Source organism: Schaedlerella arabinosiphila (genome assembly GCF_003885045.1).
Taxonomy (GTDB): Bacteria; Bacillota; Clostridia; order Lachnospirales; family Lachnospiraceae; genus Schaedlerella; species Schaedlerella arabinosiphila.
On sequence record NZ_RHJS01000002.1, the window covers coordinates 1,242,269 to 1,255,757 of the forward strand.

Consider the following 13,489-nt stretch of genomic DNA (forward strand, 5'->3'; position numbering starts at 1 on the left):
CTCTGCGTCCCCTTCTATAAAGTTACCGGTGTTTCACGATGCCCTTGATAAAATATTCCGCGTTCTTTAAGTCTTTTGGATTCGGATGCCCTTTTGCGATGCCGCCGATTTTTCCCCAGATACCATAGGTGTCATATCCCCTGCACTGAAAACTTCCGATATAGTCGGCGTTTTTCTGCCGAAGCAGCTTCTGTATGCTCTTCGTGTAATCAATGTATCCAACGCCGCATGTAGCCACAAGAAATACTTTCTGATGTCTCTCAAAATCGGCATTCTGGATATAGTGTTTCAGGCTGTCGTGAAATGAATGGAAATAGACGCCTGACGCAAATCCGATTATATCATACCCGGAAAGGTCCGGGGCCTGCTCCCGGGTGATATCAACCAGATCCGCCGGAAGCGCATCTGCCATGTATTCCGCTACTTTTTTTGTGTTTCCGTGATGTACGGAAGCGTAGATAATCAATGCCTTCATGTTTCTCCTCCGATTTCTTTTTGATTTAATTGTTTCGCCCGTTCTGCCATCGTATGAACCTGTTTGGTGAAATGAGCGATCTCCGATGTGTTCATCCCCTCTGTCATGGCAGAGATCCAGCGGGCTTGTAATTCTCGCAGCTTTGGTTCCAGAGAACGGGCCTTTTCCGTCAAATAAATTTTTTTTGCCCGTTTGTCGGAAGCATCTGTCCGGCGGAGTACCAGCCCCTTTTTTTCCATCAGCTGTATAGTTCTTGTGACAGCGGCTTTGTCCACGGTATATTCCTGGGCCAGGTCGTCCTGGGGGATGCCGTCGTTTGCATAAAGTGAGGATAAATACAGCAGCTCCGTCGAGGAAATATGGATATCGCTTAATTCACGGTTGAAATACAAATTGAGCTGGCGGAATAAGATGCTGATCTGTTTTCCTATCACGTGTAGATTCACCTCCGGTTGGCTGATGAACTCATCATACAGGAAAATAGTTGATATGTCAACTATAGTAAAACAGGTACGGGTAGGGAAAATGAAATATCTTGACAAACATACCAACAGTATGTTAATATATCATACATACCGGCGTGCGGTATTAAAAAGAGATATTTAGACAGTTACGAAGCAGGAAAAACAAAAACTGGAGGTTTCAAGTATGAATCAAAAATTATTTTCAAAGGATTTTACATTGGTGGTCATCGGTCAGATCATTTCTTTATTCGGCAATGCGACAATCCGGTTTGCGCTGCCGCTGTATTTATTAAATTTGACAGGTTCATCGGCGCTTTACGGAACGGTTACGGCATGCGCGTTTATTCCGGCTATTTTGCTGTCGCCCATCGGCGGCATTGTAGCGGACCGGGTCAATAAAAGAAATATTATGGTAATCCTGGATTTTTTTACGGCGGCAGTGATCCTGGCTTTTTCTCTGCTTATGAATGAAGTGAATCTCCTGTTTCTTCTGACGGTGACGCTGATGCTTCTGTACGGCATCGCGGGAGCATATCAGCCGTCCGTGCAGGCAAGCATCCCTGCGCTTACCAGCCAGGAGCATTTTATGGCGGCAAATTCCATCATCAATACGATCAGCTCCTTTGCGTCTTTGATCGGCCCTGTACTTGGAGGGGTTTTATACAGTGTATATGGATTAAAGCCGGTATTGTGGGTCTGCATGGTATGTTTTATGATGTCGGCGGTTATGGAAATTTTCATTCAAATACCGTTCCGGAAACAGGCTTCGGAGGGCGGTATTTTGAAGACAGTCAGAACCGATTTTGCAGAGAGCATCCGATTGATCCGAAAGGAAAAGCCTGTGATTGGAAAGGTCGTTCTTTCGGTCTGCGGAATCAATTTGTTCCTTTCCGCAATGCTCATTGTCGCACTTCCATATCTGGTCACGGAGGTATTGGCTTTCGAAGCTTCACAGGCAAACAGGCTGTATGGATTTGCAGAGGGAGCGCTGGCAGCAGGCGGATTGGCAGGTGGGATCGGAGCAGGCATTTTTGCAAACAAACTGGCGGTCCGCAAATCGGGCAATTTCATAGTCGCCTGTGCGGTCTGCGTGTTTCCTATGAGCGCTTCATTGGTACTGTTTTCGTCTGCAATCGTAAATTATATCGTCATAACCGTATGCAGCTTTGCCATTACAACATGTTCGGCGCTTTTCACCGTGCAGATGATGTCTTTTATCCAAACAGAAACCCCGCAGAATTTAATTGGAAAGGTGATTGCGGTCATTCTTACCGTTTCCATGTGTGCACAGCCCCTGGGCAATGCATTTTACGGTATTCTGTTTGAAATATGCAAAGAACGTGAATATGCGGCCGTTCTCTTTTCGGGAGTTGTATCGCTTGTAATTGCCATTCAGACAAGAAAAACTTTAAAAGGATTGTCAGCATAAAAATCGAAAATCATCCGGATGTGAATGCCGAATCAAGGCGATAGGGGGGATAGAAGCAGATTCCCCCTATTATTTTTTTGAAAATTGCTATTGACATTATTTTTTGAATTAAATATAATTTATATTAAGAATATTTAGTACAACAGGGATGTGGTGGAATGACAAATAATTTTTTGCTGATCATGTCACTTTCGGGAAGTGTTATTTTGCTCTTGTATTTACTCGTATCTCCAATTGCGAAAAGGTATTTTTCAGTGTCATGGAGATATCGTATTTTAAAGATTGCGCTTGCTTTTTATCTGATTCCGTTTCCGGTTATCTTATCTGAAATCAAGGATTCGATAGTTGGATTTTGTCCACGGGTGGTTGAGCTGTTAAGCCGGCCGGTCAGTCTTTTGAATACAAGCTATGCATTTTATGCAGATGGCGGTTCCTTATATGTATCATCAGCGTTGGAAAAAATGCTCATATTCATACTTGGGACGGGAGTTCTCTCGTTTGTTGTTATTTCGTGGTATGCCCTTCAATATTGGAAAAGGAGAAAAACATGTCTGGAATTTTCAAATATACCAGTGGAGCAAGAGCGCCAGGATATGCTTCATGCGATAAAAAATGAATTGGATATCAGGAGAAATGTAAAGCTTTTATGCTCTGAATACTGTAAGGCGCCGATCACGATGGGAATCGCTTCCCCGACGGTCATAATACCTCCATGGAATCGGGATGAGGCTGATCAGAACTTATATCATGATGTGCTGAAGCACGAGCTGGTACATGTTAAGAATCGGGATGTTCTTATAAGATTTTTAGGTATGGCGGCGATAGCAGTCCATTGGTTCAACCCGTTTACATATATCCTGTACAATGAGATTTTAAATATCAGTGAGATATATTGTGACAATATTGTGCTGAGAGGAAAAGAAGAACCGGCACGCAAAGCATATGGAGAATTGCTTCTGAAGCTTGCGGTACAGAAAAGTATGGCCGGTAATGAATTTTCTGTTGGAATTTTAGGGGGAAACAGTAAGAGAGCCTTTAAAAGGCGGATCGTAGAAATGAAAGCAGTTAGAAAAAACAAAAGAATTTTGTCTGCGCTGATAACGGCGCTGATCGGTGTGATGGGCGGGATTACGGTCTGCGCGTATGACCCGCCGGTGAATATAACGGATCATGGGCCTGTCTACGCCGAACAGGGATTTGATTTTCAGTTTACCGTGGGGGAATTAAAGCTGGAGGTTGAAGAACTTCCATATGAGCATTTTTTTGTTGATGATGCCGGAAATGTCTATGAGATAAAGGATGATAACAATGATACAAGGGACGACTGCAAACACAAATATGCTGCTGGGACAACAACATTCCATAGTAAAAACAGCAGTGGAGACTGTTCGGCGACAACTTATGAAGCGCAGAGGTGTACTTCTTGCGGCTATGTAAAAACAAGTGATGAAATTGTGCTGAAATGGTATGGAAAATGTCCGCATTGATGAAGGAAAGGGGAAGATTGTATGGGAAGAAATTACGGATTATCTAATACGGAAATGCTGATTATGGAGCTGCTGTGGCGGACGGGGGAACCTATGTCTTTTAAAGAGATCATGGACGTAGCACAAAATGAATGGAAAAAAACATGGAAAGCACAAACCTTAAATACGTATTTGATCAATTTACAAAAAATCAAAATGGTAGGAACAGACAGAAGTTCTACACATTATATGTATTATGCATTGTGCAGCAAGGAGGAGTTGATCCATAACTGGACACGTCATTTAGTAGAGGAATGCTTTGACAATTCCATCAGCCGGCTGTTTGCTGCCTTTATAGGCGACAAAAAATTGTCTGAGGAAGAGGCAGAAGAATTAAAGAAATTATTGTGAATGGTATAGGAGGTATTTATTGATGGTAGGGGTTTCTTATGGGAGTTATTCTTCGGCAGCAGGGCAGTTAAAATATCAGGCAGCGAATAGCAGCAAAAAAAGCAGCAGGAACGGTACCTATGGGACAAATGTGTCTCATGAGGAGCGCTATATTAAAACTGTATCGAGAGGAAATTTTGAAACCTGTGCCGAAGTGGATAAAATACCATGTAAGTATGCGCTCAAGGATGAAAAAGCGATTGGATGGCACTGGAAGGCTCCAGGGATAGAATACAGATTTTTTCATGCGGCCGAATCCACAGAGGAGAATCCGGTACTGGTTGCAAGAGGTGTAGATGAGCATGGAAAGTTATTTGAAGAAAAAATAGATGTGAAGCAGATTGATCCTTACAATACCACCCCTCTTGAAATAGACGCGCTGGCATATTTTAAACCGGGAGAGTATCATAAGATCAGTACCAGCAATCTCTATGGGAAGGAAGATGTGGGGATAAACGAACGGTTTGATTTTGTTGCCATGATTCGGGAGAGGCTTGCGTCCTGCAGCAGGCTGCATTTATCGAAAGAAGCCGCCTGGCATGAAAAGGATCTGGATTTCGTGCTTGGCTTCACGGAAAATCGTACCAGGGCGGATCGGATTGGAAACCATATTGAATTGGGGCCAGATATTTTCAGTGATTTTGCCGAAGAAAATAAAAGAAAATTGGAACTATATTCCGAAGCAGCAAGAGAGCGGATGATATCTGGTATGGCAAGAAAATGCTCCGAAAGCAGAACTTGGAAAATAAGATAGAAGAACAGCGGGAGACTGGCCCGAGCACAAGCCGAAGCTGCAGAAGTAAAAGGTATCGGGGCGGTATCTCAAGCAAAGGGAAGGGGCAGCTCGGCATTTTTTTCTCTAAGTAATGTAAAAGGAGCAGCTAAAAATATGAAGATAGATAGGATTGAAAATCAGGGGTTAAATGCAAAACCATATTGCTATAATACTAAAGAGCCAAATTCGTTCTCTGAATATATTTATAAAGCAAATGAAAGGATTGATATTAAAACAGATCCATGGCAGATATTACGGAATAAATATCCCGATGTAGTATATAATGTGGGTGATATTGCAATGCTTGATAAAAATAATTTAATACCATATAGACAGGATTTTCCAGTATCAAAACTTTTTGAGGAAAATATCGATTTAGAAAAATTGGCATTATGGAAACCAAAGATAAACTCAAATATTCCTACAGGATTCGAAGATTATATTCAAGCTGACAGGGAACGCATTCCAAAAGGAACACGTGCAGTTATGATTCATCCTGATGTAAAGGACAGAATGGAAAAAGATATACAATATGCAAATGATATACTTAGTAAAGTTGATAATTTTTTTCAAAGAGAAATTATGATCAATGAGCAATTAATACCTGGATGTACTTTGGGAATGAACCAATTTGTCGCAGTAGATGCAGATGGGAATATAGGATATAATTGTTCAGTGACTCATGGGACAAATAATTATGAAGAACCCTGGCAGAAAAATATAACGCCATCATTAATCAGAGAAATGGAAGATTTATATAAGGAAGTGGATATAACATCAAAAAGCGAGTCGATACAGCCTATAGAGAACAGCTTTAAATTAGATATGGCAGCAAACAATAACATAGAGGATTATCAAAGTATATTATGGATAGCGAGTGAAGAAATGTGGAAGAAAAAGTATTTACTCTCTAATATATGAGGATTGCCCGATTCCTTTTCAAATAAAAATCAACTTCAGCAGCTTTGAAACAATATAGAAAAGGGAATCTGGCTAAAAGGGGGGAGAAATCATGCGGGCCATGATATGTGATGATGAAAAAAATACATGTACAGAATTAGAGCAGATATTGATAAGCTACACTTTAGAGCGGGGAGTAAAGTTAGACGTGGATGTTTTCTTTTCAGGGGATTCCATGATTTCATATTTACGTGAAAAGGAAGCTCCGGATATTCTTTTTCTGGATATTGAGCTTCCCGGGGCAGATGGGGTCGTAGTCGGTGATTATATACGGAGCGTGCTAGAAAACGAACAGGTTTATATTATTTATATATCTTCTAAGGAACAGTATGCATTGCGGCTTTTCCAAAACAGACCGTTTGATTTTCTGATAAAGCCATTGGAGAAAGAAACAATATTTCATGTACTTGATAAGATTTATCGGCTTGCTGGAAAAAGCAATCATTGCTTTGAGTATCAGAATAAAGGAAACGTATTTCGTATTCCGTATGGGGATATCTTGTATTTTCAAAGTGTTGACAGAAAGATACAGACTGTCATGAGAAAGGAAATGAGAAGCTTTTATGGAAAACTCGCGGATATCGGAAAAAAACTTCCTGAGGCTGTATTTTTGGGCATCCACAAATCATATTTGATTAACTATAATTATGTAAAAGAATACACGTATGAATGGGTAAAAATGATAAATGGAGATATCTTGAACATCAGTAAGGTAAACAGGGCAGCAGTACGCAGGAAGATATTGGAGAGAGAAACGGATGAATTTAGAAATTAGTGATGTGATTCTCATTTTAGTGAGTAATATAGTTCGATTTTATGCGTTAAAGCGTTTTGTTGATACTTTTTTTGCAAAAGAAGGTTGCAGCTGTAGACATATGGAGATTTTGTATGGCATTGCCAATTTTTGGACGATCATCATATACTATATTTTTAGGTCTCCGGCTTACAATATTTTTTCAAATTTGATTGCGTTTTTTGTTGTAGTACTGCCATATCAGGTCAAACTGTCGCGAAAAATCGTGCTTGTCCTTTTGACGTATGCAGTAAATATTTTGATTGATATTATTGTTGTGTTTTCGTTAGCAAAATATACGGTAGGAGGAGAAGTGGATCAGGTTTATGGATGTGTAACAAGTTTGGGAATGTTAATAGTAGCCGTTATCTTAGAAAAGACAATGTTGGTGAAAAATGAGAGTAACCTGCCAACGCTTTACAGGATAGCGCTTGGATGTGTTCCAACTGTGAGCATTTTCTGTATCCACTATACAGTTATGGCTGATATAAGCCAAAAGATGAAAGCGGTTATAGTTTCCTCAGGAATATTATTTATAAATCTCCTGATTTTTTATTTATATAACTCGTTAGAACATTTTTATTCTGCGCGTATCGAAAAGCAGTTATTTGAGCAGATGGTAGAAGTATATGCGAATCAGCTCGATCTAGTCAGAGAGTCACAGAAACAGGTAAATGCGTTACGGCATGATATGAAGCATCATATAATAGAACTATCAGCTCTGGCGAGAGCGGAAAAAGGAAATGAAATTATAGAATATTTACATGGAATGGAAAAGTTTATGCTGAATCAGAAAGAGCATGTTTCAACGGGAAATAATGAAATAGATGGTGTGCTGAATTATCTGCTTCAAAAAGCATATGAAATTTTAGAACATGTAGATATAAAAATCACCATACCGGATGAAATTTACTGGACGAATTTTAATGTCTGTGTAATTTTAGGCAATCTGGTTGATAATGCGATTCGCGAAGCTGGTAAGTCGGAAGAAAAATATCTCGAAATAAATATCCGATCAAAACAGGGGATTCTGCTGGTCTTTATAGAAAACAGTTATGCAGGCAAGATTATGATGCATGATAATAAAATCAAATCTTCACAGCAAAATCTCGCGATACATGGAATTGGACTTGAAAATGTAAAGAAGATAGTACAGGAAAATGGCGGAGAAATGAATATTGAGTATTCACAGGAAAGGTTCAAAGTACAAGTTCTTTTATATTTATCAAATTTAAAATAATATTTAAGTGTAGCTGACTCATTCGAGCAGCTCTATTTTATAAAAGGTCAATTTCTGCAAAAATGTAGGTCGTTTTCACCAAGATAGATTTTTGTGGAAGACAAGGTGGTATTATTTAAGAAAAACGGAAGAGAGGTGAATGATATGGATACCATACAATTTTGCTGACAGCAAGTTTGATTTTGGCAGGAAAATGGAAGTATAAAAAGGAGTGACGAGTCATGACAATATCAGAAAAAATTGCCGGATTGCCTGTGGCAGTGAACATTGCGGAACCATTTCAGGCGCAATTAACCCAGGCAAAGCCGGAGAATGGCCGGACGTCCGGTGTGACAGGCCACACAGAGCAATCGACACCATCGACAGAAACGTATTCTTCTCTGACAAAATCTTTATATGCCGCCGACAGCTCCGATTATTCAAAAGCGGATGCAGTCAATAAGCAATGGAGAAAGATGAATACAGTGAACCTGTTCGATGTTTTAAATGGTACGGCGGATACTTCGAACAGGACCTTAAGTGCCGGGGATGTGGAAAAAATGCTCCGGCAGGGCGGTCTGCTGGACGAAGTGAGCGATACCGATTTCAGTATGCTCAAATTCGAGTTTTCCGGACTTGGATTCGAATCAGGAGCATCTTACCGATCCGTAGCTTCCGGAGAATTTCGTAAAAATGTAGAGTACCTTGCTTCGCGTTATGCGGCCATGGAGGATAAGATCAAAACAACCTATACAGGAACAGAGCAAAAAGAGCGGCTGGACCGATTGAATGAGATGTATGAGACGACCCTGGAAAGAGCGGCAAAAAGCTATTCTGAGATCGTAGGAGGCATTCTGGAAGACTACGGTGTTTCCGGGGAGAAGGAAAAGATCTACCAATCCTTCAAAAGCGGTGTGGATCAGAAGGCCGCAGAGTACAGGACATTTTTGGAGCAGAACAAGGGCTTTACAGGATTAGAGGGCACAGAAGACGAATGGCTTTTGAAGGATGATGAATACATTGCGGCCAGGCTGCGTGCTCAGGGGAATATTTCCGGGGCAAATGCTTCAAAAAGCGGAGAGTATTCCCTCCAGGAACTGGATGCGCTGGGGCAATATGCTTCCAGCCTTTCCGAAATGGCGGCAAAGGCTAATCCCTATGAGACGAATGAGGAAAGAATCGGTTTGGATCTTGCTGTGCTTGCAATGAAAACGGATCTATTAGGGAAAGAAGGAAACAGGAGCTCTGCGTTTCAGGCGACCTTGCAGAAAGCGCTGGGCGGATATCTGAATGCCTTTTTAGAGGAGTTCAGCCGTAAGCTGGAAAATAATCGGAAGAATGCACGAACCGCATATGATATTCAGGGAAATGCCGGACTGGATCAGAATGCTGTGTGGAGCGTATACGATAAAACAATGGAGCAGTACCGCCTTTCCGGTAATGTGATGGAAGCATTGATCAAAGGGGCGGAATCTGGAAGGGCACAATATGCAGAAAAAATGGAATCAAGTCATATGAAGGAAATTTACAGATATAAGAACAGCGGATCTTATTGGAATGACTTTTTCGGAAATTCATCAGATCGAAAAACAGGTTCTTATCATCAAAGCGGAAGCATCTATGAGCAGTATATGATGGGGTGGTTGGATTTCAAAAATAGTTTAGGGAAGGGGGAGAGTGTGAGGATGAATTTATCATTGAAACCGATTGACTCCTATTCGATAAATCAAAGTGGAAATTGGGTAAGTACAAATGTATAAGAGAAGAATTTACTTATGACAAGAAATATTACAGAAAATCCATTAATAAATAACGTTTTATATAAGCAAGTTATTCAGAAAGAATACGTTACAGAAATTGAATTCGGCAGCAGAAGAACAGAAAAAAGATATACAGGTAGAACTCGATCGAGTAATTCAAGAACTTAAACGGAAGGATACAGATACCTATCGTGATAGTCATGCTTACCGTAGACAATGTAAAAAAGATAGAACCGGCCAGCCGTGGGGATATTGGCTGGCCGGTTCTGGTGGTCAATATGCAGGCCGTGGGCTTCGGCGGTGGCCGGGCGGGTCAATTCATTGCTGTAAAAATGCTGATTGAATAGGTCAAACATTTCCTCAGTCTTCTTTACGATTTCGGATATATTGAGCATTGGCATGTCCTCCTAAAATCATGTTTTAATTCTGTGTGACACATCTTACATATTTTAGGGGAATTGTCAAAGATTGCGACAAGATATGGCATTTTACGTGACGGTGTACTGGTTGAAGAGATTGGTGCTAAGCAGTTGGACGTAACATGCAGGCGGTATCTCCAGCTTACAGTGGATGACGCTCAGAGGACGGCAGTGATTTTGGCAGAAAAACTGGGTATTTCAAGTACTGTCATGGATTCGCATACTGTATGTGTTTTTGAAAAGCTAGACACAACCGAAGAAATCAATTATGCAGTCGCAGTAAGTGGAATTGCCTTGAAAGAAAGCCGTTTTGCGGGGGAGGATTTAGAAAGCTACTTCATGGAAAGAACGGGTGTGAGTTCTCTGCCGGGAGGTGGTTTCAATGCGTAATCTTTTATATGGTGAATGGTATAAATGGAAAAAGAATAAAGCTTTTTGGATATGCCTGCTATCTGCATCGGGCATGATACTTCTTGTATATTTGACCATGACGGCAGCTGGTCAGGCAATGGGTGCCACCGGGGATGTTTTGAAGGAAACCGGTATTTCCGGCATGGCGGCGCAGTTTGCAGGCGGAGGGCTTGTAACGATGTTTGGTGCAATTTTTCTCTGCATCTGGGTGGTAAGCGATTATACCCATGGAGCAATGAAGAATGTAGTTGGCAAAGGTTATTCCAGAACGCAGGTATTTCTGGCAAAGCACCTGTTCGGAACGGTGATCACTCTGATTATGAATCTGATCATTTTCCTTGTGATTTTGACAATCGGATTAATCCTGATCGGAATGCCGGACAAAGGCGGATTATTTTTTCAGGATCTGCTTATCTATTTCGGCCTCCAGCTGCTGTTTGGATCCGCTATCAGCAGTATAGTCATTGCTGTCTGCGAGTGGAGCCGAAATATGGCAGCCGGGATTGGGATTACGATGGCAGTGCTCATATTTTCCCCGTTGCTGGTACAGGTAATGGATTTACTGCTATCTGCGCTGCGGTTAAAAATATCAATCAGCAGATATTGGATACTGAATCTTATGACAGATTGCCCCACAGAAGCATTTCCATTGAGATTTTTGGTTCGTGGAATTTTGATGTCGGTTATCTGGACACTGTTGCCTCTGGCAATAGGTGCTGCACATTTTCGGAAAACCGATATCGGATAAAGACAGTATGAGTATGGAGGCAGACGTATGATGAATATAAAAAACTGTGGGGAGGGAAACTCTGGTCGGTTATTATGCAGCGACAGTCTGCTAACATGGAAACAAAGAAGTCTTTCCAATTCTGTTCATTTAGTGAAATGAAAATGAAGGATTGCCAGCAAATTTGCGAACGCATTCCAATCGGTCTATGGGGAGCTCCCGACAGCGCTGTTCGTTGCCAATGATTCTATGGCTGTCGGGTGTTATAAGGCGGCGTATGAGCTCGGGATTTCTATTCCGGGATCCGCTTACCACGGTACGGTTCTACATGGAGTTAATGGGAGAATATGCGGTACGTATGTTGGAAGAGCGAATCGTAAGCGGCAGAGAGATCAGCGTGAAAGTGACGGTGCCCACGAAGCTGTACGTCAGGGACCGTGTAAGCCGGATGAGTAAACTGCCTGCAGGTTCGTTTTTTCAGCCGGATGACAGCTTTAAATCATAGGAATTTCATAGACTATAGGGACCAAATTAACCGTATTTGTTCCGAATTAACGACAGAGATTGACACTTTCTGTCGTTTTTTTTATGCTTTATCACAGATTTTATGAGAAGGAGAGATATATATGATACTGCATTGTAATGATAGAGTTTATGGATTTTCGGTCAACGACATCCGTCCTGCAGTAGAACAGGACGGGGTGCTTTATGAGTTTACACATGATCGTACAGGAGTAAAGTTGGCATGGTTATCGAGAAAGGAGGAAAACAAAACCTTTTGTATCGGATTCGCAACCATTCCGGATAATGACTGTGGGATGTTCCATATCCTGGAGCATGCGGTACTGAATGGCTCGAAGCGTTATCCGGTGAAGGAGCCTTTTGTAGAATTAATGAAAAGCTCTATGCAGACATTCCTCAACGCCATGACATTTCCGGACAGGACATTGTATCCGGTATCCAGCCGCAATGAGAAGGATTTTGAAAACCTGGTTCGGGTTTATATGGATGCGGTGCTGCATCCTCTGGTTGTAGAGAATCCAGAGATATTTTATCAGGAGGGCTGGCACTATGAGCCGGAGCCATCTGGAAACGGGTATATCCGAAATGGAGTAGTGCTTAATGAGATGAAGGGAGCATATTCTTCGGGCGATGCTATCCTGCAGCGGGAGATGAAAAGGCTGTTATATCCGGATACTTGCTACCGTTATGAGGCGGGAGGTTTTCCGGAAGATATTTCCAGGTTAAGTTATGAACAGCTTGTGGAATATCATAGGAAATATTATCGACCTTCAAATGCATATATTTTTTTGGACGGAGAGCTTCCTGTGGAGAGGATTTTGTCTATTTTAGACATGGAATATCTGAAACAATATAAAAGGGAGCCTGTAGAGACGGAAATATCTATTCAGAAAAAAACAGCACCTGCTGAGGCGGTCGTGCCATATCCGTCCATACCCGGTCTTCCTGAAGAAAAGGCGGCACAGATGGGATTTGGTTATGTGGCCGGGACCTTTGATGAGAAGGAGAAACTGTGTGCGGCGGCAATGCTGGCGGAGTATCTGGCAGGAGATCAGGATGCACCTCTTAAGAAAGCAATTCTTGAACAGGAACTTGCACAGGATGTGGAGGTTTTTCTATATGATGGAATAAAGCAGCCGTTCCTGCTGTTTTTGATGCGTAATACAGATAAGAACCGTAGAGATGAGATCAGCAAAGTACTTCGGGAGACACTGCAGGGTATAGTCCGATGCAGAATCGATAAGGATCGAATGAAAGCAGTGTTGAACCGTATGGAGTTTCAAGCAAGAGAGCAGGAGTTCGGTTGGGTTCCTGAGGGAGTTGGATTGGCACTCAAGCTGATGGGGGACTGGATGTATGGATTGGATATCATGGAGGATCTTAAAAGTGAATCGGTATTTACATTCCTTCGGGGGAGTCTTGAGAACGGATATTTTGAAAATATAATAGAAGAAATGATTCTGTCCAGTGAAAATCAGGCGTTTGTCTGTCTGACTCCGAGCGAGGATATCATGGGCGAACGGCTTCTGCGGGAGAAGAAAGAGATTAATGGAATGACCAAAGGATGGAGTGAACAGGAAAAGGGGGAGGAGGCACATAAGCTTAGGAAGCTGAAGTAG

General features: G+C 41.7%; 15 protein-coding genes. 13 read left to right on the forward strand and 2 right to left on the reverse strand.

What is annotated here, in order from left to right; translation table 11 throughout:
• Window positions 1-22 precede the first annotated feature (22 nt).
• Window positions 23-475: a flavodoxin family protein gene (locus tag EBB54_RS06160; RefSeq protein WP_125126770.1), complete on the reverse strand. Its 453-nt coding sequence runs from the start codon at window positions 473-475 to the stop codon at window positions 23-25.
• On the reverse strand, window positions 472-909 hold the full coding sequence (locus EBB54_RS06165; protein WP_004068858.1) for a MarR family winged helix-turn-helix transcriptional regulator: 438 nt from the start codon (window positions 907-909) through the stop codon (window positions 472-474). The genes EBB54_RS06160 and EBB54_RS06165 overlap by 4 nt, the downstream gene beginning before the upstream one ends.
• A gap of 214 nt (window positions 910-1,123) precedes the next feature.
• Here EBB54_RS06165 and EBB54_RS06170 point away from each other — a divergent pair, with 214 nt between their 5' ends.
• The 13 genes from EBB54_RS06170 to EBB54_RS06225 all read left to right on the forward strand — a co-directional run bounded on the left by EBB54_RS06170 (window position 1,124) and on the right by EBB54_RS06225 (window position 13,489).
• A complete protein-coding gene (locus tag EBB54_RS06170; RefSeq protein ID WP_125126772.1) occupies window positions 1,124-2,368 on the forward strand; it encodes an MFS transporter in 1,245 nt (414 codons plus the stop codon).
• Window positions 2,369-2,550: 182 nt separating this feature from the next.
• Entirely contained in the window at window positions 2,551-3,855 is a 1,305-nt protein-coding gene (locus tag EBB54_RS06175; protein ID WP_243127869.1) for a M56 family metallopeptidase, read from the forward strand.
• A 21-nt stretch (window positions 3,856-3,876) separates the two neighbouring features.
• Window positions 3,877-4,245 carry a BlaI/MecI/CopY family transcriptional regulator gene (locus EBB54_RS06180; RefSeq protein ID WP_004068852.1) on the forward strand — a complete coding sequence of 123 codons (369 nt, stop codon included), beginning with the start codon at window positions 3,877-3,879 and terminating at the stop codon, window positions 4,243-4,245.
• A 22-nt stretch (window positions 4,246-4,267) separates the two neighbouring features.
• A complete protein-coding gene (locus EBB54_RS06185; protein WP_125126774.1) occupies window positions 4,268-5,038 on the forward strand; it encodes a hypothetical protein in 771 nt (256 codons plus the stop codon).
• Window positions 5,039-5,173: 135 nt separating this feature from the next.
• Entirely contained in the window at window positions 5,174-5,980 is an 807-nt protein-coding gene (locus tag EBB54_RS06190) for a hypothetical protein (protein WP_125126775.1), read from the forward strand.
• A 91-nt stretch (window positions 5,981-6,071) separates the two neighbouring features.
• A complete protein-coding gene (locus EBB54_RS06195; RefSeq protein ID WP_125126776.1) occupies window positions 6,072-6,794 on the forward strand; it encodes a LytR/AlgR family response regulator transcription factor in 723 nt (240 codons plus the stop codon).
• A complete protein-coding gene (locus tag EBB54_RS06200; protein WP_125126777.1) occupies window positions 6,778-8,052 on the forward strand; it encodes a sensor histidine kinase in 1,275 nt (424 codons plus the stop codon). Before EBB54_RS06195 ends, EBB54_RS06200 begins: the two co-directional genes overlap by 17 nt.
• A 221-nt stretch (window positions 8,053-8,273) precedes the next feature.
• Window positions 8,274-9,791 carry a hypothetical protein gene (locus EBB54_RS06205; protein ID WP_125126778.1) on the forward strand — a complete coding sequence of 506 codons (1,518 nt, stop codon included), beginning with the start codon at window positions 8,274-8,276 and terminating at the stop codon, window positions 9,789-9,791.
• A 200-nt stretch (window positions 9,792-9,991) separates the two neighbouring features.
• Window positions 9,992-10,138, forward strand: a complete 147-nt coding sequence (locus tag EBB54_RS30085; protein WP_154677776.1) for a hypothetical protein — start codon at window positions 9,992-9,994, stop codon at window positions 10,136-10,138.
• Between the two features lie 249 nt (window positions 10,139-10,387).
• Window positions 10,388-10,600 carry a hypothetical protein gene (locus EBB54_RS06210; protein ID WP_125126779.1) on the forward strand — a complete coding sequence of 71 codons (213 nt, stop codon included), beginning with the start codon at window positions 10,388-10,390 and terminating at the stop codon, window positions 10,598-10,600.
• Window positions 10,593-11,369: an ABC transporter permease gene (locus tag EBB54_RS06215; protein WP_125126780.1), complete on the forward strand. Its 777-nt coding sequence runs from the start codon at window positions 10,593-10,595 to the stop codon at window positions 11,367-11,369. Before EBB54_RS06210 ends, EBB54_RS06215 begins: the two co-directional genes overlap by 8 nt.
• 256 nt (window positions 11,370-11,625) lie before the next feature.
• Window positions 11,626-11,853, forward strand: a complete 228-nt coding sequence (locus EBB54_RS06220; protein WP_193554337.1) for a substrate-binding domain-containing protein — start codon at window positions 11,626-11,628, stop codon at window positions 11,851-11,853.
• Between the two features lie 121 nt (window positions 11,854-11,974).
• Window positions 11,975-13,489 carry an insulinase family protein gene (locus EBB54_RS06225; protein WP_125126781.1) on the forward strand — a complete coding sequence of 505 codons (1,515 nt, stop codon included), beginning with the start codon at window positions 11,975-11,977 and terminating at the stop codon, window positions 13,487-13,489.

Excerpts from the sequence above, each read along its gene's own strand:
- EBB54_RS06160 (WP_125126770.1), bottom strand. The coding sequence starts at position 475 with ATGAAGGCATTGATTATCTACGCTTCCGTACATCACGGAAACACAAAA.
- EBB54_RS06170 (WP_125126772.1), top strand. The coding sequence starts at position 1,124 with ATGAATCAAAAATTATTTTCAAAGGATTTTACATTGGTGGTCATCGGT.
- EBB54_RS06175 (WP_243127869.1), top strand. The coding sequence starts at position 2,551 with ATGTCACTTTCGGGAAGTGTTATTTTGCTCTTGTATTTACTCGTATCT.
- EBB54_RS06180 (WP_004068852.1), top strand. The coding sequence starts at position 3,877 with ATGGGAAGAAATTACGGATTATCTAATACGGAAATGCTGATTATGGAG.
- EBB54_RS06185 (WP_125126774.1), top strand. The coding sequence starts at position 4,268 with ATGGTAGGGGTTTCTTATGGGAGTTATTCTTCGGCAGCAGGGCAGTTA.
- EBB54_RS06190 (WP_125126775.1), top strand. The coding sequence starts at position 5,174 with ATGAAGATAGATAGGATTGAAAATCAGGGGTTAAATGCAAAACCATAT.
- EBB54_RS06195 (WP_125126776.1), top strand. The coding sequence starts at position 6,072 with ATGCGGGCCATGATATGTGATGATGAAAAAAATACATGTACAGAATTA.
- EBB54_RS06200 (WP_125126777.1), top strand. The coding sequence starts at position 6,778 with ATGAATTTAGAAATTAGTGATGTGATTCTCATTTTAGTGAGTAATATA.
- EBB54_RS06205 (WP_125126778.1), top strand. The coding sequence starts at position 8,274 with ATGACAATATCAGAAAAAATTGCCGGATTGCCTGTGGCAGTGAACATT.
- EBB54_RS30085 (WP_154677776.1), top strand. The coding sequence starts at position 9,992 with ATGCTTACCGTAGACAATGTAAAAAAGATAGAACCGGCCAGCCGTGGG.
- EBB54_RS06215 (WP_125126780.1), top strand. The coding sequence starts at position 10,593 with ATGCGTAATCTTTTATATGGTGAATGGTATAAATGGAAAAAGAATAAA.
- EBB54_RS06220 (WP_193554337.1), top strand. The coding sequence starts at position 11,626 with ATGAGCTCGGGATTTCTATTCCGGGATCCGCTTACCACGGTACGGTTC.
- EBB54_RS06225 (WP_125126781.1), top strand. The coding sequence starts at position 11,975 with ATGATACTGCATTGTAATGATAGAGTTTATGGATTTTCGGTCAACGAC.